The sequence below is a fragment of the Duganella caerulea genome (assembly GCF_040362985.1).
Taxonomy (GTDB): Bacteria; Pseudomonadota; Gammaproteobacteria; order Burkholderiales; family Burkholderiaceae_D; genus Rugamonas; species Rugamonas vulcania.
The window spans coordinates 1-20,256 of the sequence record NZ_BPWJ01000015.1 but is presented as its reverse complement, the minus strand read 5'-3'; the positions used below and the strand labels follow the sequence as shown (position 1 = coordinate 20,256).

The following is a 20,256-nucleotide window of genomic DNA, read 5'->3' as shown; positions in this document are numbered from 1 at the left end:
TTTGGGCAATAAAATGCATGGACTTCAGGTCGGATTGAACCTATGATTTAAGTCGAAGCTCCGCAGACTAACCCCAAAAGAATGGTTTTCCGATGTTGGACCGACTTGCCCGCCGCGCAGGAAAAGTATCGATCGCCGTATTCGTCAGCGTCACGCTGACCGCCGTGGTGACGCTGGTGCTGACGACCTTCGCGCTGTACTTCTACCAGGTCGAGCGCGCCCAACGCTGGGAGCAGCTGCACAAGACACTGGCCAACAGCGCCGACGAGCTGTCCGCCGCCGTGGCGCTGCCGGCGTGGAACTTCGACGAGACCCAGATCGTCACCATCATGAAGAGCGGCTTGAGCAACCGCGACCTGTACGCCAGCGCGGTGGCGCCGGTGGCCAGCAACCATCCCTTCATCATCACCCGCAACGACCAGGCGCAGCTGGTGGCCGCCACCCGCATGCCGGACAATCCCGAGCTGCTGTTTGAAGAGCGGCCCATCGTCGCCGGCGGCCAGAACATCGGCACGATCACCGTGTTCGCCTCGCCGGCCGGCCTGATCGAGCAGCTGCGCCAGCGCCTCTACACCATCGCCGGCATGATCTTCGTGCTGGACGTGACGCTGGTGCTGAGCCTTTACCTGCTGCTATGGCAGCTGATCCTCAAGCCGCTGACCACCATCGAACGCTACGCCGCCAACGTCAAGGCCGGCCAGAATCCGGGCGCCTTGCCGCCCACCGACTGGTTCTTCGGCGAGCTGAAAACCCTGAACGGCTCGATCCGCGAGATGGTGCGCCTGATGGACAGCCGCTTCGTGGCCATGCACGCCAGCGAGGAACGCTTGCAGATCGCCAGCAGCGCGGCGGCGATCGGTATCTGGGACTGGAACATCATCAGCGACGAAGTGGTGTGGGACGAGCAGATGTACCGCCTGCACGGCATCGAGGGCCGCAAGGTCGAGCGCCCGTTCGAGCTATGGCGCAGCATGATGCATCCCGACGACGCCATCCCTACCGAAGCGCTGCTGCAGCAGGCGCTCGAGGGCACGGCGGAATTCGACGTGGAGTTCCGCGTGGTCTGGGCCGATGGCTCGGTCCATTACATCAAGGGCGACGCCATGATCTTCCGCGACGCCGAGGGCCATCCGGCACGCATGGTCGGCGTGAACTACGACGTCACCGCCAGCCGCGTGGCCGAGCAGGAGCTGCGCCGCCACCGCATCCACCTGGAGGACCTGGTGGCCGAACGCACCAACGCGCTGTCGGTCGCGGTGCTGCAGGCGCAGGCGGCCAACCAGGCCAAGAGCACCTTCCTGGCCAATATGAGCCACGAGCTGCGCACGCCGCTCAATTCCGTGATCGGCTTCTCGCGCCTGATGGCCGACTCCAAGAACATGCTGCCGGAGGAGAAGCGCAACCTGGCCATCATCCACCGCTCCGGCCAGCACCTGCTCACGCTGATCAACGACATCCTCGAACTGTCCAAGATCGAGGCGGGCCGCGCCAGCCTGCAGACCGAGGTGGTCGGCCTGCACGACATGCTGCAGGAAGTGATGGACATGGTCAGCATGCGCGCCGGCCAGACCGGCGTGGAGCTGGAACTGGACGCCGCCGGCCTGCCCGCCGGCGCCCGCGTGGACGGCACCAAGCTGCGGCAGGTGCTGCTCAACCTGATGTCGAACGCGGTCAAGTTCACGGGGCAGGGCAAGGTCACGCTGCGGGTGCGCGGCGCGATGCGCAACGCCTCGCACGGCTGCGAGCTGGAATTCGCCGTGATCGACACCGGCCCGGGCATCTCGCAGGCCGACCAGGCGCGCATTTTCGAACCGTTCATCCAGGCCGACGGCCCCGGCGCGCATGAAGGCACGGGCCTGGGCCTGACCATCTCGCGCGAATTCGTCCAGCTGATGGGCGGCGACCTGACGGTGCAGTCCGCGCCCGGCGCCGGCGCCACCTTCCGTTTCGCGATCACGGTGCAGGTGGCCGACAGCGCGCCCGTCATCGGCGAGGACGACGAGGTGGCCGCGTTGGCGCCGCCGCAGCGCGGCCGCCGCATCCTGGTGGCCGACGACAACGCCGACGGCTGCGCGCTGCTGCAAAACCTGCTGCAGCCGCTGGGCTTCGAGGTGGCGGTGGTGGGCGACGGCGCCCAGGCGCTGGCGATGGTCGATGTCTGGCGGCCGGACCTGGTGTTCATGGACTGGCGCATGCCGGCGCTGGACGGCTTGAGCGCGACGCGCCAGATCCGCGCCAACGCCGCCGGCCCGCAGCCACGGGTGGTGATGCTGACCGCATCCGCCTACGCCGAGGAACGCGAGGAGGCGCTGGCCGCCGGCGCCGATGAATTCATGCGCAAGCCGGTCGAACAGGAGCAGCTGTACGCGGTGCTGGAACAGCAACTGGGCCTGCAGTTCATGCGCCGCCATCACGGCGCGCGCCAGCCCATGTTGCCGCCGCTGTCGCGCGGCGACCTGGGATTGCTGGACCGGGCGCTGCGCCAGCAGCTCAAGACCGCGCTGCAGGAACTGAACCTGCCGCGCGTAGCGCTGTTGCTGGCGCCCCTGCCGCTGGAGCTGGCGGAGGTGGTCGAGCGCATCGAGCACATGATACGGTTGCACCAGTATCCGCAGCTGTGCGGTTTGCTGGACGAGGCGGACAACGAACTGGAGGCGCAAGCCTGACGGGTATATGATAGCGGCAGCAAACCAGGCGAGAGAGTTTTACATGCATCGGGATTTGTCGGAACAACACACCAAAGGCGAAGTGCTGATCGTGGAAGACACGCCGGCCTCGCTCAAACTGCTGAGCGACCTGCTGACGGAAGCGGGCTACTACGTGCGCCAGGCCCCCAACGGCGAGCTGGCCCTGTGGACCGCGCAGTCACGCCCGCCGGAGCTGATCCTGCTGGACGTGCGCATGCCCGGCATCGACGGTTTCGAAGTGTGCCGGCGCCTGAAGGCGTCGCCGGAGCTGAGCCAGGTGCCGGTGATCTTCCTCTCGGCCCAGCATGACACCGACGACAAGGTGCGCGGCTTCGCGTTGGGCGCGGTGGACTTCATCGCCAAGCCTTTCCAGGCCGAGGAAATCCTGGCCCGCACCGACGCCCATGTGCGGCTGGGCCGCGCCCAGCAGGCGCTGGCGGCCGAACGCGCGCTGCTGGAGGAACGCGTGGCCGAGCGCACCACCGAGCTGGCAGCGCTGGCCGCGTCGCTGGAGAGGGAAGTCGAGCAGCGCCGCGCCAACGAGGAATTCATGCGGCTCTCCAGCCAGGTGTTCGAGGCCACGCAGGACGCCATCGTCGTCACCGACCGCGATGGGCGCATCGTCGCCACCAATCCCGCCTTCACGCAGATCTCCGGCTACAGCGCGGACGAGGTGGTGGGCCAGAGCGTGGCCCTGCTGCACGCCGGCGATCCGGACGCCAAGTCCTTCGAGCTGATGGCGCAGTCCATCGTCAAGACCGGCCACTGGTCGGGCGAGGTGCTGGCGCGCCGCAAGAGCGGCGACACCTATCCGGGCCTGCTGAGCGCCTCGGTGGTAAGGGACGAACAGGGCCAGGTGATCAACCACGTGGCGGTGTTCATGGACCTGACCGAACGCAAGGCCGAGCAGCACCTGATCGATTTCCTGTCCAACCACGACGCGCTGACCGGCCTGCCGAACCGCCTGCTGGCGCGCCAGCGGTTCGAGCAGACGCTGGCCACGGCCAAGCGCGAGCACCGCTGCGTGGCCGTCATGTGCCTGGACCTGGACCGCTTCAAGAGCATCAACGACTCCTACGGCCACGACGTCGGCGACAAGGCGCTGCAGGTGGTGTCGAAGTTCCTCAACGAGACCGTGCGCGAGGGCGACATCGTGACCCGCCAGGGCGGCGACGAATTCCAGATCATCGTGCCGGACGATGTCCAGTTGGGCGCGACGATGGCACTGGCGCAGAAGATCCTGGCCGGCCTGCGCCGCGAGCTGGTGATCGACGGCCAGCAGATCATGGTCACGTCCAGCATCGGCATCGCCGTCAGCCTGACCGACGGCGACAGCTTCGATGAGCTGGTGCGCAACGGCGACACGGCGCTGTTCCGCGCCAAGGAGATAGGCCGCGACAACTACGCCTTCTTCACAGAGCGCATGGACGCGGAAATCCGCGACAAGCTGGCGATCCAGGGACAGCTGCGCGGCGCCATCGCGCGCGACGAATTCGAGGTGCACTACCAGCCGCAAATGTGCCTGAAGACCGGCGCCATGCTGGGCGCGGAAGCGCTGCTGCGCTGGGATAACGTCGTGCTGGGCAAGGTGCCGCCGAACCGCTTCATTCCGTTGGCCGAGGAATATGGCCTGGTGAATTCGATCGGCGAGTGGGTGCTGGAGAGCGTGTGCGCGCAGATCAAGGTGTGGCACGACCAGGGACTGGGCGACATCAAGGTGTCGGTCAACCTGGCGGCCGGCCAGTTCGCCAACGACGCCACCGTGCCGTATGTGGAAAGCACGCTGCGCAAGTTCGGCATCGCGCCCGGCCACCTGGGCCTGGAGATCACCGAAGGCACGGTGATGGGCGATCCGGACAAGGCGGTGGCCGCGCTGCGCCGCCTGAAGGACATCGGCGTCAGCATCTCGCTGGACGATTTCGGCACCGGCTATTCGAGCCTGAGCTACCTGAAGCGCTTCCCGATCGACGTGCTGAAGATCGACAAATCCTTTGTCGACGACGTGACCACCAACGCCAACGACGCGGCCATCGCGCTGTCGGTGATCTCGCTGGCGCACAACCTGAATATGCGCGTGATCGCGGAGGGTGTCGAAACCCGCGAGCAGGTGCGCTTCCTTACCGAGCGCGGTTGCGACGAGATGCAGGGCTACTTCTTCAGCCGCCCCCTCAACGGCGAGGCCTTCACCGCGCTGCTGCGCGAACACCGTAATCTGCTGGACATGTAATCAACCCTTCCCATTGGAGTGTTATGGAAAAGAAGTTCAGCGCCGCCATCGCCGGCGCATGCATGCTGTTAGCCGTCTCCGTCACGCAAGCCGCTCCGGCGCCGGCCGTCAAGCCCGGCCCCGCCGACGCGCAGTTCAAAGCCATCTACACCCAGGAGTGGAAGTGGCGCATCAGCCAGAAACAGGAAGAGGACGAGGACGACGACAACGGCGTCTCGGCATCGCTGCCGCGCATCGACGCCGCCACCCAGAAGCAGCGGCTGGCCTACTGGCAGGGCGTGATGAAAAAGCTCGACGGCATTTCGCAGGACAAGCTGTCGGCGCCGGAGCGCATCAACTACCAGGTCTACAAGGCGCAGATCGCCGCGCTGATCGCCGGCCAGGTGTTCCGCGAATACGAGAAGCCGCTCAACGCCGATTCGGCCTTCTGGTCCAACATGGCGTCCGGCGCGCGCAAGCCGCTGGCCAATGAAAAGCAGTACCGCGACTACCTCAAGCAGCTGGCCGAGACGCCGCGCTACTTCGACGAGGAGATGGACAATATGCGCGCCGGCCTGGCGCGCGGCTTCACGCCGCCCAAGGTCACGCTGATCGGCCGCGATTCGTCGATCACCTCCGTCACCGACGCCAAGACCCCGCAGGACACGGTGTTCTACCTGCCGTTCAAGACCATGCCGGCCACCATGCCGGCGGCGCAGCAGGAGGCGCTGCGCGCCGAGGGCGTGAAGGCGATCCAGGCTTACGTGCTGCCGTCGTACGCCAAGCTGCTCAAGTTCATGCGCGAGGAATACGTGCCGAAGGCGCGCACCGAGCTGGCGGCCGAGAGTCTGCCGGACGGTAAAGCCTACTACCAGTCGAAGATCGTCGAATTCACCACCACCTCGATGAGCGCGGACCAGATCCACAAGATCGGCCTGAGCGAAATGGCCAAGATCCGCGGCGAGATGCAGGACGTGATCAAGCAGACCGGCTTCGAAGGCGACCTGCCGGCCTTCCTGCAGTTCCTGCGCACCGATCCGCGCTTCTACGCCAAGACGCCGGAAGAGCTGCTGATGCGTTCCGCCTGGGTGGCCAAGAAATTCGACGGCAAGGTCGGCCAGTACTTCGGCTACCTGCCGCGCCGCCGCTTCGCCGTGATCCCGGTGCCGGACGACCAGGCGCCGTTCTACACCTCGGGCCGCGGCGGTCCCGGCGTCTACCTGGTCAACACCTACAACCTGCCGGCGCGCGCGCTGTACTCGATGCCGGCGCTGACGCTGCACGAATCGGCGCCGGGCCACGCCTTCCAGATGCCGGTGGCGATGGAGCAGAAGGGCCGTCCGCCGTTCCGCAACGCCTACATCTCGGCCTATGGCGAGGGCTGGGCGCTGTACTCGGAGCGGCTGGGCGTGGAGATGGGCATGTACGAAACGCCGTACGAGGTGTTCGGCATGTTGAGCTACCAGGCCTGGCGCGCGGCGCGGCTGGTGGTCGATACCGGCATCCACAGCAAGGGCTGGACCCGCAAACAGGCGCAGGACTACCTGCATGACAATACCGCGCTGTCGGACCACGAGATCGAGACGGAGGTGGACCGCTACATTTCGTGGCCGGGCCAGGCGCTGTCCTACTACCTGGGCGAGATGAGCATCATCAACGCGCGCAAGAAGGCCGAGGCGGCGCTGGGATCGAAGTTCGACATCCGCGCCTTCCACGACACGGTGCTGCAACTGGGCTCCGTGCCGCTGCCGGTGCTGGAGGCGCGCATCGACACCTTCATCGCCGAAGGCGGCAAGAGCCCTTATCCCGACCTGGATTAAGCTCTCCCAGATGTAATGGGGACCGTGACAAAGTGTGTATTTCCGAACCAAGGTGGTTGGGTAGAATCGCGGCCCTACCATAACCACTTTCTTCGGACCGCACGTTGAAAAAATCGATACTCGCAGTAGCCATCGCCGGCGCCTTGCTGGCGCATACCTCCATCCAGGCCGTCGAGCAGATGCCGCCGGCCGTCATACCGGCGCCGGTCGCACCGGCTGCCCGGGTGAAGTCCTCCTTCATCGAGACCGTAGCCGCCGCCGGCAAGGAAATCAGCGCGGCCGTGGGCGCGCAGACGGACACCGTGAAGCGGCTGGAGATTTTTTCGAAACTCGAATTTTCGCCGGCGCTGCGCCCCAAGCTGAAAGAGGTGTTCGGCAACGAGCATATATTCGCGATGCAGCGCACCGCCGGCCCGAAAGGACAGGCCGTTTACGTAGCGAAGCTGGCGCCGCACACGTATCTGGACGAAAATGCGGTGGCGTTTTCGTGGGCCGAACTCAATGCCAGGACCGTCGTCAACAAAGCCGGCACCACGATGGATACCATCGCGACGTGGCCCTCGTTGTCCATCCTCGGCACTTCGGGCAGCGGCACACTTGAAAAGATGTCGATGGACTTCAAGCAGTCGCGCGTGAAGGACGGCCTTTGGTACGGCAACGGCGTGATAAAAGTGGGTTCGGTGGTGGTGCGCGGAACGACGCCGGGTAGCTCCGACTTCAAGGAGACCTGGCGGCTGGAAGATATGTCTGCGGCCTTCGGCATCGCGCTCCACGGCAAGAAGGCCGACCTGAACTACGGTTTCTCGATCAAGTCGATCCTGTTTGGTGGCGCGTCCATCGAGCACGCCAATATCGGCCTGCGTGTAGTGAATATGCCGGCGCAGGCGCTGGCGGACGCCGATCGCGAATTGAAAAAGGTGCAGGGCAGCGGCCTGCCGGAAGATGCCCAGACAGAGCTGACGCTGAGGACCATGAAAGCCTTCGGCAAGAACATGGTGACGAGCGGCGCCAGCCTGGTAATCGACGACATCAGCGCCAGCTATCGCGGCAATACCGCGTCGATCAAGGGCCGCATCGATTTCGACAAGGTAGTGGACGCCGATTTCAGCTCGCCGATGGCATTTGCCAAGAAGATTATCGCGCGCCTTGACGTGCGCCTGCCGGTTTCCATGGTCAACGACGTGGCGCACCTGATGGGCGCCAAGCAGGTGGATGCGTCGGCGCCCAATGCCGCCGAACAGATCGAGACGGCTGGCAAGAACATCGCCGCCGTGGTGATCGGAAAATTGGTGAACGAAGGCTTCGCGGTGATGGACAAGGGCGAACTGCGCTCGGCCATCGAAATCCGTCAGGGCAAGCTGACCTTCAACGGCAAGGCTGTTCCGCTGCCGGGCGTGCCCGATGGCGACCTGATAAAAGCCTTCGACGCCAAGCAGAAAAAGTGAGCGGACTCGCTCAGGCAGGCCACGCGATGGCGTCGAACAGGCGCTTCAATTTAAGCGCCCGGTTCGAGTTGACCATCGCGACGTAGGAAATCCTGCCGGCCAGGTAGGCGCGCAAGTTGGGATGGCGGTCGCGGTTCTGGCTGGCCTGCCCATGCCGCGCGCAGTTGGTCAGCGTGGCTTTGAGCCTGTCGTATTCGTCGCGCGCGATGTTGGGATGCGCGTTGACGACCACGCCCGTCACCTGCTGGCGCGTCCCTTCGCGCATCAGCCGCGTTTTGCGGGGATGAATGCGGAAGCCTTCTTCGAGCGCGATCGCGGCGACCTGGATATGGAACCGCTCCGCGGTGCGCGCAAAATCCTGTTCTCCCGAAAACGCCAGGTCGTCGGCATAGCGGCTGTACGACGCGCCCAGCGACTGTGCCAGCGCTTGCAGGCGCATGTCGAGGCGGTAGGCGCACAGGTTGGCCAGCGCCGGCGAGCAAGGGGAGCCTTGCGGCAAATGGTGCGACTTCAGGGCCTGGCGCTCGGCCCACGGCAGCGAGCCGCCTTCCATCGGTTCGCGGAACACGCCGCGCGGCGCGCGGTTGACGCAGATCCGCGCCAGCGTTCCGGCGACGGCCGGCGGGTAGCCCAGCTTTTCAAACAGCGCGTGGATGCGCGAGTACTGAATGCTCGGGAAAAAATCCTTCAGGTCCATGCGGATGACGATGCGCCGGCCCGCGTGCAGCGCGGCGTGCGTGACGCAGGAGCGTCCGCGCAGGAAGCCATGCGCGGCCGGATGCGGCGGCAAGCGGTCCAGCAGCTGACGGAGGATTTTCTGCTGGATGCGCCGCAGCCGCGCCTTGGGGATCTCGATCAGGCGCAGGCCGCCGCTGCGCTTCGGCACCCAGCGATAGTGGTAATGCTGCAGGCGCGATTGCTGGCCGCTCTCAACGCGCCATTGGTCGGCGAACCAGTTCAGCGCATCCACCGGTTCGTCCAGCCACGCGGCCAGCGCGCCCACCGTGGGCAGTTCCGGCAGCGCCAGCGCGGCGGACCACTCGTCCCGCGGCGGGCGTATCGGCGGGTCGATGCAATAGCGCCGCACCGCCGGCAGCTCGATGAAGGGCCGCTCTTCTTCGTCGTCGTGGTCGTGGCCGTGGCCGAGAAGATGGAGCAGGATGTCGGCGATCTCGCGCCGGCTGAAGCAGTGGAAGTTCCGGCCAGTCCGTTCGCTGAGCGCCGCGCATATCTTCGGCGCCCACGGCTGCTGCGCGCCGAAAACGCGGCTGCATGCCGCAATCAGCTTGTCCACGCTGCCGTCCGAAGCCAGCATCGTATCGGCCAGCGCCAACGCGGTAAGTTTTGCAATCGTCATGCGTAGTGAAAGGAGCGGAGAGCCTTCAACGAGTCTCGTGATGCGTGAGCTATCTTGCGCGGTAGCGCAACGGCGCTCATGCGGCGAAATGCTGAACATTAAAAATCCCACGGGGTAGCCCCGTAGAGGCTGTCCCTGCCGAAGCAAAGACAGGCCGGCTTGAAGGATCCGCCCCGCCCACACGGTAGCGGAATTTTATTTAAAAAGCAATCACTGCTTGGCGATCCATTCGAACACCGACGGGCCATGCGGCTTCCAGCCCAGCTGCGTGCGCGCCCGTTGTCCCCGCACGCGGCTGTTGGAGCCCAGCGCGTAGGAAGCCATCTCGTAGCCCCATTCCTCCTTGGCCTGATCCAGCGGCCAGTCCTGCGGCTCGCCCAGTCCCAGCGCGCGGGCGATGGCCGCGCTCATGTCGCGGAACGAGGCCTCGCCGCTTTCGACGAAGTAGAACGCGCCAGCCTCGGTCTTTTCCAACGCCAGCAGATACAGCTCGACCACGTCGTCGATGTGGACATTGGACCAGATGTTCAAGCCGCGCCCCACGTGGCGCACGATGCCGCTCTTGCGGGCCTGCTTGATCAGGCGTGGCAGCTGCACGCTGTCGCGCGGCAGCGCGCCGTCGCCGTAGATCAGCGTATTGCACAGCACCGCCGAGCGCACGCCTTTGCCGGCGGCCGCCAGCACCAGGTCGTCGATGGCGACGCGCGCGGCCTTGTCGGCGGTGGGGGCGGGGAGTTGGTCTTCGAAGTAGATGCGGTCCGTGGCTTCGCCGCCGGAGGCGTCGCTGACGATGCTGGAACCGCTGGTGTGCAGGAATACCTTGCCGCTGCCGGCCAGTGCGTCGATGAAGGCTTCGACGGCGGCGCGGTTGTCGCTGCTGGCGGCGTTGATGACGGCATCCGCCGCCTTGGCCTGGGCGATCAGCAGATCGCGGTCGTCGAGGGTGCCGACCACGCCGGTCACGCCGATCGAGGCGACTTCCTGCAGTTGTTCGGGATTGCGTACCAGGCCGACCACCTGATGGCCTGCGCGTACCAGGCCCGCTGCGATGGAACCGCCGATAAAGCCTGCCGCGCCGGTGACGAATATTTTCATGCTGTGCTCACTTAATCAATTAGGGGAGCAAACAGTATGGGGACGGGCACCGCGCGCAAACAGGCCGCGCGGCGCAAAGCTCCCTTGATTACGGCGCAACGATCAGGCTTAAACCTTGCGCTGTTTGCGCTTGGCGACCACGCCCAGCAAGGCCAGGCCGCCCAGCAGCATGGCGTAGGTATCGGCTTCCGGCACCGGCGCGGTGGCCACCGCGAAGGACAGGTTGTCCGCATAGCCGTCGTTGTACGAGCCGGCGTCGCGGGTCATGGTCAGCGTGATGCCGACATTGAGTGCGCCGACCGGAATGTAGCCTTGTGTGTCGCGCAGCAGCAGGCCGGTCTGGCTGCCGCGTTCCGAGTTGGAGACGGGACCCAGGCTGGCGCTGGACAGCACGGCGCCGCCGCTGCCGAAGAAGGTGGCGGTCAGCGTGGCGTTGTCGTTCTGCGATGCATAGCCGCCCAGCCAGGCCGACAGGTCGTAGCGCGAGGCGCCGGTGTTGATCGCGGTGCTCAGCGCCGACAGGTCGATGACCTGGCTGGCGGTGGACTTGGCGTTGCTCTCGCCGCCGGCGAAAAAGTAGGTGCCGCGGTCGGACGGACCCGGATCGGCCGGGAAGGGGAAGCCGCCGCTGGCGCCGTACTGCACCACGGTGAATGCGGAGGTGGTGTTCCAGCCTGCGGTGTTGCCGGTTTCGGCGTTACCGTTGGTGATCAGGTTGGCGCCGAAGCCGGTGGCGTGTGCGGCCGGAGCCAGTGCCAGGGTAACCGCCGCAGCGGCTGCAAAAGTCGAGAAGCGCATTGCTTGTCCTTGGTCGAAAATCAAAATGGTGTTTATTTTACAAGCAAAAAAGACAAAAGTAAAACTCGGCGCGTGTCATGAGTGCACTGATTTGGTGCGCGAGATTCCCTTTGGTGCGAAATAAGTCTTTACGTCGTCTGTGGCGCGCGATTCGGCTGGCATGACGATTGCATTACGTTAGCCATGCCCGATACCACCGCATCCAGAGAACACGCCGCCGGCCATAGCGCATGGCAGGCCAGCCTCACGCTCGGTTTTGCCGACGACGGCGGCACCACGCGCCTGTTCGACAACCAGCACTATGGCCCGCTGCGCGTGCAGAAGGCGCTGTACCCGGAGGACGCCAAGGTGTGCCACGCCATCGTCGTGCATCCGCCGGGCGGTGTGGTGGGCGGCGACCAGCTGGCGATCGATGTCGGCGTGGGCGCGCAGGCGCATGCCTTCATCACCACGCCGGGCGCCGCCAAGTGGTACAAGGCCAACGGCAAGGTCTCGCGCCAGCATGTGCGCCTGACTGTGGGCGCGGGCGCCGCACTGGAATGGCTGCCGCAAGAGACCATCTTTTTTGATACCGCTAACGTGGCGCTGGACCAGCACATCGAGCTGGCCGAAGGCGCGACCTACATCGGCTGCGAGATCCTTTGCATGGGCCGGCGCGGCTCCGGCGAAAGCTTCAACACCGGCACCGTGGCCCAGCGCAGCAGCATCCGCCGCGACGGCAAATTGATCTGGTGGGAGCAGGGCGCGATGCTGGGAGGTCGCCTCGACAGCCCGCTGGCGCTCAACGGCAGGACCGTCTGCGCCACGCTGATCGCCGCCGGCAAGCCGCTGCCCGCCGCCGTGCTGTCCGAGATCCGCACCGACATCCAGGCCGACGGCGACCACGTTTTCGGCGTCACGCAAACCAAGGGCGTGCTGGTGGCGCGCCACTTGGGCGACGACAGCGAGACCGCACGCCGCCTGATGCTCACCGTCTGGCGCCGCGTGCGCTCGCACCTGCTGGGTCGCGCGGCCGTCACGCCGCGCATCTGGCAAACCTGAGAGACAAACCCGAGAAACGCCATGGACCTGACACCAAGAGAAAAAGACAAACTGCTGATTTTCACCGCCGGCATCGTGGCGGAACGCCGCCTCGCGCGCGGCCTGAAGTTGAACTACCCGGAAGCGGTGGCGCTGATCACCTGCGCCATCATGGAAGGTGCGCGCGACGGCAAAACCGTCGCGCAGCTGATGTCCGACGGCACCCGCATCCTTACGCGTGCCGACGTCATGGAAGGCATCCCCGAAATGATCCCCGACATCCAGGTCGAAGCGACGTTCCCCGACGGGAGCAAGCTGGTGACCGTCCACAACCCCATCCCGTGAAGGAGATCGCCATGATCCCAGGTGAATACATGCTCGAAGAGGGCGAGATCGGCCTCAATGAAGGCCGCGCCACCGCGACCGTCGTGGTGACCAACCAGGGCGACCGGCCGGTGCAGGTCGGATCGCATTTTCATTTTTTTGAAGTCAACACGGAGCTCAAGTTCGAGCGCTGGAAGGCCTACGGCATGCGGCTGAATATCGCCGCCGGCACCGCCGTCCGTTTCGAACCGGGCCAGCAGCGCACGGTGGAACTGGTGAAGCTGGGCGGCGACCAGAAGGTGTTCGGCTTCAATGGCAAAGTAATGGGCAAGCTGGACCCCAATCCACCTAAAGGCTGACATGGTTACAATCTCGCGCCGCGCCTACTCGGAAATGTTCGGCCCCACCAAAGGGGACCGCATCCGCCTGGCCGATACCGAACTGTTTATCGAAATCGAACACGATTACGCCACCTATGGCGAGGAAGTCAAATTCGGCGGCGGCAAAGTGATCCGCGACGGCATGGGCCAGTCGCAGCGCGTGGCCGCCGACGTGATGGACACGGTGATCACCAACGCGGTGATCGTTGACCACTGGGGCATCGTCAAGGCCGACATCGGCCTGAAAAGCGGCATGATCGCCGCCATCGGCAAGGCCGGCAACCCGGACATCCAGCCGGATGTGACGATGGCCATCGGCGGCGCCACCGAGATCATCGCCGGCGAAGGCATGATCGTCACCGCCGGCGGCGTGGACACGCACATCCACTTCATCTGCCCGCAGCAGATCGAGGAAGCGCTGATGAGCGGCGTGACCACGATGATAGGCGGCGGCACCGGGCCGTCCGCCGGCACCTCGGCCACCACCTGCACGCCGGGGCCGTGGCACCTGCATGCGATGCTGGGTGCGGCCGACGCCTTCCCGATGAACCTGGGCTTCCTCGGCAAGGGCAATGTGTCGCTGCCGGAGCCGCTGGAGGAGCAGGTGCGCGCCGGAGCCATCGGCCTGAAGCTGCACGAGGATTGGGGCAGCACGCCGGCCGCCATCGACAACTGCCTGTCCGTGGCCGATCGCATGGACGTGCAGGTCGCCATCCACAGCGACACGCTCAACGAAGGCGGCTACCTGGCCGACACGCTGGCCGCGTTCAAGGACCGCACCATCCACACCTTCCACACCGAAGGCGCGGGCGGCGGCCATGCGCCGGACATCATCGCGGCGGTGGGCGAATCGAACGTGCTGCCGTCGTCCACCAACCCAACCCGCCCGTTCACGGTTAACACGCTGGACGAGCACCTGGACATGCTGATGGTGTGCCACCATCTTGACGCGGCCATCGCCGAGGATGTGGCCTTCGCCGAATCGCGCATCCGGCGCGAGACCATCGCGGCGGAGGACATCCTGCACGACATCGGCGCGATTTCGATGATGTCGTCCGATTCGCAGGCCATGGGCCGGGTCGGCGAAGTGGTGATGCGCACCTGGCAGACCGCGCACAAGATGAAGGTGCAGCGCGGGCCGCTGGCGCCGGACTCGTCGCGCAACGACAACTTCCGCGTCAAGCGCTACATCGCCAAGTACACGATCAACCCGGCCATCACGCACGGAATTTCGCATGCGGTGGGCTCGCTGGAAGTGGGCAAGATCGCCGACCTGGTGTTGTGGAAGCCGGCCTTCTTCGGCGTCAAGCCGTCGACGATTCTAAAGGGCGGCATGATCGCCGCCGCGCAGATGGGCGATCCGAACGCCTCGATCCCGACGCCGCAGCCGGTGCACTACCGGATGATGTTCGGCGCCTTCGGCGGCGGCTTGAAGAAGTCGTTCACCTTTGTCTCGCAGGCGGCGTTTGATGCCGGCATCGGCGACCAGCTCAAGTTGAACAAGACGCTGATCGTCGCCAAGAATATGCGCTCGCTGCGCAAGTCCGACATGATCCACAACGACGCCACGCCGAAGATGACTGTCGATCCCGAAACCTATGAAGTGCGCGCCGACGGCGAGCTGCTGGTCTGTGAAGCCGCGGCCGTGCTGCCGATGGCGCAGCGCTATTTCCTGTTCTGATTCCTGTTCTAATCATGCTGACACTGCACACAAAAATCCCCCACGCCGACGCCATCGCCGCGCGGCTGGTGCTGCCTTATGAACTGCGCGAGAAGTGCCGGCTGCGCGCCACGCTCGATACCGGCGAGGACGTCGCCGTGTTCACCGTGCGCGGCACCGTGCTGCGCGACGGCGACCTGCTGACCGGCGAGGACAAGCGCGTCATCAAGGTAGTGGCCGCGCCGGAGCCGACCTACAAGATCACCTGCGCCGATGCGCACACCTTGCTGCGCTGCGCCTTCCATCTCGGGAACCGCCACACGCAGGCGCAGGTCGGCGACGGCTTCCTGCGCATCCGCGCGGACGCGGTGCTGAAGGAGATGCTGGCCGGCTTGGGCGCGACGGTGGTGGAGGAGAAGGCTGCCTTTGAACCGGAGTCCGGCGCGTACGGCGGCGGACACTCGCACCATCACGACGGCAATCCGCTGGCGCCGATTCCGCTGCGGCAGAAAATCCACCGGCCCGGCGATCCGAAATGATGCAGGCTTCCGCGCTGCTCAACCTCCTGCAATTCGCCAGCCCGGCTTTGCCGATCGGCGCGTACAGCTATTCGCAGGGGCTGGAGGCGGCGCTGGAAACCGGCATCGTCCACGACGCCGCCACCGCGCGCGCATGGATAGTGCGGCATCTGCACGAGGTGGTCGCGCAGTGGGAGGCGCCGGTTTGCTGGCGCCTGATGCAGGCATACTCGCGGCGCGACTGGCGCGCAGCGGCGGAATGGAGCGAACGCTTCATCGCCTCGCGCGACAGCGCCGAGTTCCGCGCCGAGACCATCCAGATGGGCTACTCGCTGACCAAGCTGGTGGCGGAACTGGGCTTTGTCGACGCCGAGATGCTGGCGCGGTTGCAGGGCGAAGCGGAAGTCGCGTTGCCGACCGCCTTCGCCTGCGCCGTCGCCGCGCTGGACATCCCGCACGATGCGGCCTTGCTGGCGATGCTGTTCGCCTGGGCCGAGAACCAGGTGCTGGTGTGCGTCAAATCCGTGCCGCTCGGGCAGGTGGCGGGCCAGCGCATTTTGCTGTCGCTGCGGGCCGACATCGAAGCGGCCGCTCGTCACGCGCAGACCGTCGCCGACGACGATATGTGCAACTGGGCGCCCGGCCTGTCGCTGCTGTCGATGCAGCATGAAGTGCAGTACAGCCGTTTATACAGATCCTGAAAAGAGAACCAATATGACATCAACAACTTCCAATCCCCTGCGCGTCGGCATCGGCGGCCCGGTCGGCTCCGGCAAGACCGCCCTGTGCGAGATGCTGTGCAAAGGCATGCGCGATCATTTCGACATGGCCGTCATCACCAACGACATCTACACCAAGGAAGACATGGAGATCCTGCTGCGCGCCGACGCGTTGCCGGCCGAGCGCCTGATGGGCGTGGAGACCGGCGGCTGTCCGCACACGGCGATCCGCGAAGACGCGTCGATCAACCTGGAAGCCATCGCCCGCATGCAGGCCGACTTCCCCAATCTTGACCTGATACTGGTTGAATCGGGCGGCGACAACCTGGCCGCCACTTTCAGCCCCGAGCTGTCGGACCTGACGATCTACGTGATCGACGTGGCCGGCGGCGAGAAGATCCCGCGCAAGGGCGGTCCCGGCATCACCCGTTCCGATCTGCTGATCATCAACAAGACCGACCTGGCGCCGCACGTGGGCGCCGACCTTGATGTGATGGCGCGCGACGCCAAGCAGCAGCGCGGCGCGCGGCCATTCGTGTTCACCAATCTGCGCAGCGGCGACGGCGTGGCGGCCGTCATCGATTTCATTCGCGAGCAAGGACTGCTCGGCCAAACCCCTCAGGAGATCCAATGAAAAACAAACGCATCGCGGCGGCCGCCGCACTGATACTGGTCAGCGCCGTCGCATCGGCCCATCCGCAGGGAGGCGGCGCGCACACGCACGGCTTCTTCGACGGTTTCGTCCATCCGTTCACCGGCCTCGATCACTTGCTGGCGATGCTGGCGGTGGGCATGTGGAGCGCGCGCCAGTCCAACGCACGCTGGCTGCCGGCCACCTTCCTCGGCATGGTGCTGGTGGGCGTGCTGACCGGCGTTGCGGGGCTGGCGATTCCCGGTCTGGAGACAGGCATTGCGCTGACTGTGGCGTTGATGGGCGTGTTGATCGCGGTGGCGGCGCGCCTGCCGGCGGCACTGGGCGCGTTGATGGTTGGTGTGTTCGCGCTATTGCACGGCAACGCGCACGGCCACGAACTGCCCGAGGCGGCAAGCGCCATGGGCCTGCTGGCCGCCAGCGCGCTGCTGGTCTACGGCGGCAGGATACTGGGCCGCGTCAGCCCTGCGCTGGCGTTGAAGATTTCCGGCGCGGCGATCGCCGCCACCGGTGTGATGCTGGTGGCTGTGGCTTAAGCCTGGTCGCGCGGATCGGCGCGGCGCTCCTGCAGCACGATGGGCGCCGCGTTCTTCGGATACAGGCCCTGGTGGCCTTCGAAGCCGGCGCGGATGGCGGCCATGTCGGCCTCCTGGTCGCCGGTCAGGAACACGTGATCGACCAGGCCCAGCGTCTTGTTCGGGTAATCGATATACACCAGCACCAGCGGCACCTTGGCCTCCAGCGCCAGATGGTAAAAGCCGCTCTTCCAGTTCGGGCGATAGCCGCGCGTGGCTTCCGGCGTGATGCCGACCCAGTACCAGTCGGCCGCGTTCATGCGCTGCGCCTGCAGCTTGATGGTGCCGCTCGGCGTGCCGCGTTCGACCGGTTCGCCGCCCAGCGCGCGGAACCATTTGCCCAGCACCGGCAACTTGAACAGCGAATCTTTGGCCAGCCAGCGGAACGGCAGGTTCAGCGCCCATTTGCCGAACAGGCCGACCATGAAATCCCAGTTGGACGTGTGCGGATAAATCACGGCGATGCCGCGCGGGCCGGGCAGCGGGCGATACAGCATGCGCCAGCCGAACAGGCCCAGGACGCGCAAGGCGGTGCGCTGGCTCCAGCTCGGCAAGTCCGCCGGCTTCAGTTGAAAATCGCTCATGTGATGCTCCTGTCTTTGTTTTTAACTTATTTTCACTATTGACAGGCTGGCATATCCCTCGTCAAAAAAACTGCGCAGGCATTCTATATTGATGCCGATGGCGCGGCAAGCTTCTTGTGTTGGCTTAAACGGCAAGCTTGAACTTATCTCATCTTTCCTCGTCCAATCCGGATGACGAAAAAAAACCTACTTTGCCTGGCGGTCGGCAGCACCGCCGTACCTGAGACTATCAACGCCGCAGTGGAGGAATGGGAGGTATATGTAGCGGTCACGCTGGCCGAGGCGCGCCGCCACCTGAAGGCGCGCCCGCTGGTGCTGGGCGTGCTGCTGGTGGAGGCGCACGACGAATCGCTGCGCGCCGCGCTGGACGACTTCCTGCAAGAGCACTGGCATATGCACTGGGTGGCGGCGCTGCACGCGCCGGCGCTGGAGTCGCCCGCGTGGCGGCAGCTGGTGCACGACCATTGCGGCGACTATCACACCTGGCCGCTGGATATCCCGCGCCTGCGTCAGACGCTGGGCCATGCATACGGCCTCGCCACGCTGTGCCGCGCGCCGCCGGCCCCGCGCCACAGCAAGCAGGAAGCGGCGCTGACGGGGCAGTCGGCCGTCATCGCCAGGCTGCGGCGGCAGATCGGCAAGGTGGCCGGCGCCAGCGCCCCGGTGCTGATCTGGGGCGAAAGCGGCAGCGGCAAGGAGCTGGCGGCGCAGGCTGTGCACGCGCACTCGCCGCGCCGCGACGGCCCGTTCGTGCCGATTAATTGCGGCGCCATCCCGGCCTCGCTGATCCAGTCCGAATTGTTCGGCTACGAGCGCGGCGCCTTTACCGGCGCGGCGCGCGAGAAGCGCGGCCTGATCGAAACGGCGCAGGGTGGCTCCATCTTCCTCGACGAAATCGGCGACCTGCCGATGGAACTGCAGGCCAACCTGCTGCGCTTCCTGCAGGAGAAAACTATCTACCGCCTGGGTTCCACGCGCAGCATCGCGGTCGACGTGCGGGTGATCGCGGCCTCGCACGTCAACCTGGCGCAGGCGGTGGAGCGCGGCGCCTTCCGCGAGGACCTGTATTACCGGCTCAACGTGCTGGCGCTGGACGTGCCGCCGCTGCGCGAACGCCGCGAGGATTTGCTCCCGCTGGCCGAACACTTCTTCAATACATATGCCAGTGAACGGGCGCCGCACGTCAAGGGCTTCAGCGGCCGTGCGGCGCAGGCGATGCGCGACTACGACTGGCCCGGCAACGTGCGCGAGCTGCTCAACCGCGTGCGGCGCGCGATGGTGATGGCCGAGGGAAGGCTGATCCTGCCGCATGACCTGGGCCTGAGCCCCGGCCGCGCGCCGGCCGAAACAGCGCCGCTGGACGACGCCCGCATCCGCGCCGAGCGCGACGCCATCGACGCCAGCCTGCTGCGCGCCGGCCGCAACATCACGCTGGCCGCGCGCGACCTCGGTGTATCGCGCATGACGCTGTATCGCCTGCTGGCCAAGCATGGCATCCGGGCGCCGTCGCGTAGCTGTTACACCACCTCGCCGGCATCGAAATAGGGGCTGGCGCCGGTGCGGAAGGCGCGCCGGCGCGGCTCTGCTGTCACACCGGTGTGACGGGTAGCGACCGGCGATGCGCCGCAGCGCCCGCAAGCTGTGTGGCGGCACTGGAGAATAGTCCAGTGTTTTCAACAGTTTGCGTGCGCGGCGCGGGTGGTGGCATCAAGTTTGCGAAAGAGGGGAGGGCTGGGAGATCGGTCCCCTGGCACCATTCGATTAACCGTACACCTTGTTAGGTAGGGAGCAGCTATGAAGAAAACTCTGATCAGCGCGGCGATCGCGCTGGCGTTTGGCGCAAGCGCGGCTTATGCGCAAACCACCACGCCGCCGACGGCCACCACGCAGTCCGGCGCCGGCGCGCACGCAAGCGACACCGCCACGGCGGTCCAGGACAGCAGCAACAGGAACAACAATAACAACAGCACCGGCGGCAGCGCGGCCAGCCAGATCGGCGCCGCCGCGGCCAACAACGGCGGCACGGCCACCTCGTCGCTCAGCAACGCGTACAACACCTCGTCGGCCAACGCCATCAGCACGCTGACCGGCACCGTCAGCGGCAACACCGTGCATGACATCGGCAACCGCGCCAGCAACAGCGCCGGCAGCATGGGCGGCGCGGGCTCCGGCGGTGTGGGCGGCGCGGCCAACGGCGGCTCGTCGCTCGGCCTCGGCGGCAACGGCGGCGACAGCTACGGCGGCATCGGCGCGGCAGGCGGCATGGGCGGCAGCGCCACCAATGGCAGCGCCCGCAACGGCTCGCCGGCGGTGGGCGGCAGCACCGGTGGCGCTGGCGGTGGCGGCGGCTATGCGTCGGGCGCGGCCAGTGGCGCCGGCGGTGCCGGGGGCGCGGGCGGCGCGGGCGGTGCCGGTG

General features: G+C 65.9%; 17 protein-coding genes and 1 pseudogene. 14 read left to right on the top strand and 4 right to left on the bottom strand.

The genetic code is table 11. From position 1 onward, the window contains the following. Positions 1–92: 92 nt before the first annotated feature. The 4 genes from ACUJB0_RS29255 (at position 93) to ACUJB0_RS29240 (ending at position 8,158) form a co-directional block, all read left to right on the top strand. The gene (locus tag ACUJB0_RS29255; RefSeq protein ID WP_444848325.1) at positions 93–2,666 is read left to right on the top strand and encodes an ATP-binding protein; all 2,574 of its coding nucleotides are present in this window, start codon (positions 93–95) and stop codon (positions 2,664–2,666) included. 43 nt (positions 2,667–2,709) lie between these two features. Next, entirely contained in the window at positions 2,710–4,914 is a 2,205-nt protein-coding gene (locus ACUJB0_RS29250) for a two-component system response regulator (RefSeq protein ID WP_444848324.1), read from the top strand. A 23-nt stretch (positions 4,915–4,937) separates the two neighbouring features. Then, a complete protein-coding gene (locus ACUJB0_RS29245; RefSeq protein ID WP_444848323.1) occupies positions 4,938–6,713 on the top strand; it encodes a DUF885 domain-containing protein in 1,776 nt (591 codons plus the stop codon). A 104-nt stretch (positions 6,714–6,817) separates the two neighbouring features. After that, positions 6,818–8,158: a DUF945 family protein gene (locus ACUJB0_RS29240; RefSeq protein ID WP_444848322.1), complete on the top strand. Its 1,341-nt coding sequence runs from the start codon at positions 6,818–6,820 to the stop codon at positions 8,156–8,158. Positions 8,159–8,168: 10 nt separating this feature from the next. On the opposite strand, the gene ACUJB0_RS29235 is transcribed toward ACUJB0_RS29240, so the two are convergent. The 3 genes from ACUJB0_RS29235 to ACUJB0_RS29225 all read right to left on the bottom strand — a co-directional run bounded on the left by ACUJB0_RS29235 (position 8,169) and on the right by ACUJB0_RS29225 (position 11,408). Next, positions 8,169–9,515 carry a reverse transcriptase family protein gene (locus ACUJB0_RS29235; protein ID WP_444848321.1) on the bottom strand — a complete coding sequence of 449 codons (1,347 nt, stop codon included), beginning with the start codon at positions 9,513–9,515 and terminating at the stop codon, positions 8,169–8,171. A gap of 210 nt (positions 9,516–9,725) precedes the next feature. Then, positions 9,726–10,610, bottom strand: a complete 885-nt coding sequence (locus tag ACUJB0_RS29230; protein ID WP_444848320.1) for an NAD-dependent epimerase/dehydratase family protein — start codon at positions 10,608–10,610, stop codon at positions 9,726–9,728. 108 nt (positions 10,611–10,718) lie between these two features. Beyond that, the gene (locus tag ACUJB0_RS29225; protein WP_444848319.1) at positions 10,719–11,408 is read right to left on the bottom strand and encodes a PEP-CTERM sorting domain-containing protein; all 690 of its coding nucleotides are present in this window, start codon (positions 11,406–11,408) and stop codon (positions 10,719–10,721) included. A gap of 183 nt (positions 11,409–11,591) precedes the next feature. On the opposite strand from ACUJB0_RS29225, the gene ACUJB0_RS29220 reads away from it, so the two are divergent. The 8 genes from ACUJB0_RS29220 to ACUJB0_RS29185 are packed head-to-tail and all read left to right on the top strand — an operon-like array spanning position 11,592 to position 17,217. Further along, positions 11,592–12,449 (top strand): urease accessory protein UreD, encoded by an 858-nt coding sequence (locus tag ACUJB0_RS29220; RefSeq protein WP_444848318.1) that lies wholly within the window; start codon positions 11,592–11,594, stop codon positions 12,447–12,449. Positions 12,450–12,470: 21 nt separating this feature from the next. Then, on the top strand, positions 12,471–12,773 hold the full coding sequence (locus ACUJB0_RS29215; protein ID WP_117010090.1) for an urease subunit gamma: 303 nt from the start codon (positions 12,471–12,473) through the stop codon (positions 12,771–12,773). An 11-nt stretch (positions 12,774–12,784) separates the two neighbouring features. Then, on the top strand, positions 12,785–13,111 hold the full coding sequence (locus tag ACUJB0_RS29210) for an urease subunit beta (RefSeq protein ID WP_117010091.1): 327 nt from the start codon (positions 12,785–12,787) through the stop codon (positions 13,109–13,111). A gap of 1 nt (position 13,112) precedes the next feature. Beyond that, positions 13,113–14,813: an urease subunit alpha gene (gene ureC, locus ACUJB0_RS29205; RefSeq protein WP_444848317.1), complete on the top strand. Its 1,701-nt coding sequence runs from the start codon at positions 13,113–13,115 to the stop codon at positions 14,811–14,813. A gap of 14 nt (positions 14,814–14,827) precedes the next feature. After that, on the top strand, positions 14,828–15,331 hold the full coding sequence (gene ureE, locus ACUJB0_RS29200; RefSeq protein WP_444848316.1) for an urease accessory protein UreE: 504 nt from the start codon (positions 14,828–14,830) through the stop codon (positions 15,329–15,331). Then, positions 15,331–16,011, top strand: coding sequence for an urease accessory protein UreF (locus ACUJB0_RS29195; protein ID WP_444848388.1), 681 nt, complete (start codon positions 15,331–15,333; stop codon positions 16,009–16,011). Before ureE ends, ACUJB0_RS29195 begins: the two co-directional genes overlap by 1 nt. Before the next feature lie 13 nt (positions 16,012–16,024). Continuing rightward, positions 16,025–16,663, top strand: coding sequence for an urease accessory protein UreG (ureG, locus tag ACUJB0_RS29190; protein ID WP_444848315.1), 639 nt, complete (start codon positions 16,025–16,027; stop codon positions 16,661–16,663). Beyond that, entirely contained in the window at positions 16,660–17,217 is a 558-nt protein-coding gene (locus tag ACUJB0_RS29185) for a HupE/UreJ family protein (protein WP_444848314.1), read from the top strand. Before ureG ends, ACUJB0_RS29185 begins: the two co-directional genes overlap by 4 nt. On the opposite strand, the gene ACUJB0_RS29180 is transcribed toward ACUJB0_RS29185, so the two are convergent. Then, a complete protein-coding gene (locus ACUJB0_RS29180) occupies positions 17,214–17,840 on the bottom strand; it encodes a 1-acyl-sn-glycerol-3-phosphate acyltransferase (RefSeq protein ID WP_117010097.1) in 627 nt (208 codons plus the stop codon). The two genes, ACUJB0_RS29185 and ACUJB0_RS29180, sit on opposite strands and share 4 nt — an antisense overlap. Before the next feature lie 171 nt (positions 17,841–18,011). Between ACUJB0_RS29180 and ACUJB0_RS29175 the strand changes: the two genes are divergently transcribed. Both ACUJB0_RS29175 and ACUJB0_RS29170 read left to right on the top strand, forming a co-directional pair. Beyond that, positions 18,012–19,385: a sigma-54 dependent transcriptional regulator gene (locus tag ACUJB0_RS29175; protein ID WP_444848313.1), complete on the top strand. Its 1,374-nt coding sequence runs from the start codon at positions 18,012–18,014 to the stop codon at positions 19,383–19,385. Between the two features lie 249 nt (positions 19,386–19,634). After that, a pseudogene (locus ACUJB0_RS29170) lies at positions 19,635–20,256 on the top strand (hypothetical protein); the annotation flags it as partial.

Bases quoted from the DNA above. Each gene is read 5' to 3' on its own strand.
- ureC (WP_444848317.1), top strand. From the start codon at position 13,113: ATGGTTACAATCTCGCGCCGCGCCTACTCGGAAATGTTCGGCCCCACC.
- ACUJB0_RS29230 (WP_444848320.1), bottom strand. From the start codon at position 10,610: ATGAAAATATTCGTCACCGGCGCGGCAGGCTTTATCGGCGGTTCCATC.
- ACUJB0_RS29175 (WP_444848313.1), top strand. From the start codon at position 18,012: ATGACGAAAAAAAACCTACTTTGCCTGGCGGTCGGCAGCACCGCCGTA.
- ACUJB0_RS29225 (WP_444848319.1), bottom strand. From the start codon at position 11,408: ATGCGCTTCTCGACTTTTGCAGCCGCTGCGGCGGTTACCCTGGCACTG.
- ACUJB0_RS29255 (WP_444848325.1), top strand. From the start codon at position 93: ATGTTGGACCGACTTGCCCGCCGCGCAGGAAAAGTATCGATCGCCGTA.
- ureE (WP_444848316.1), top strand. From the start codon at position 14,828: ATGCTGACACTGCACACAAAAATCCCCCACGCCGACGCCATCGCCGCG.
- ACUJB0_RS29250 (WP_444848324.1), top strand. From the start codon at position 2,710: ATGCATCGGGATTTGTCGGAACAACACACCAAAGGCGAAGTGCTGATC.
- ACUJB0_RS29220 (WP_444848318.1), top strand. From the start codon at position 11,592: ATGCCCGATACCACCGCATCCAGAGAACACGCCGCCGGCCATAGCGCA.
- ACUJB0_RS29180 (WP_117010097.1), bottom strand. From the start codon at position 17,840: ATGAGCGATTTTCAACTGAAGCCGGCGGACTTGCCGAGCTGGAGCCAG.
- ACUJB0_RS29235 (WP_444848321.1), bottom strand. From the start codon at position 9,515: ATGACGATTGCAAAACTTACCGCGTTGGCGCTGGCCGATACGATGCTG.
- ACUJB0_RS29195 (WP_444848388.1), top strand. From the start codon at position 15,331: ATGCAGGCTTCCGCGCTGCTCAACCTCCTGCAATTCGCCAGCCCGGCT.
- ACUJB0_RS29185 (WP_444848314.1), top strand. From the start codon at position 16,660: ATGAAAAACAAACGCATCGCGGCGGCCGCCGCACTGATACTGGTCAGC.
- ACUJB0_RS29215 (WP_117010090.1), top strand. From the start codon at position 12,471: ATGGACCTGACACCAAGAGAAAAAGACAAACTGCTGATTTTCACCGCC.
- ureG (WP_444848315.1), top strand. From the start codon at position 16,025: ATGACATCAACAACTTCCAATCCCCTGCGCGTCGGCATCGGCGGCCCG.
- ACUJB0_RS29210 (WP_117010091.1), top strand. From the start codon at position 12,785: ATGATCCCAGGTGAATACATGCTCGAAGAGGGCGAGATCGGCCTCAAT.
- ACUJB0_RS29245 (WP_444848323.1), top strand. From the start codon at position 4,938: ATGGAAAAGAAGTTCAGCGCCGCCATCGCCGGCGCATGCATGCTGTTA.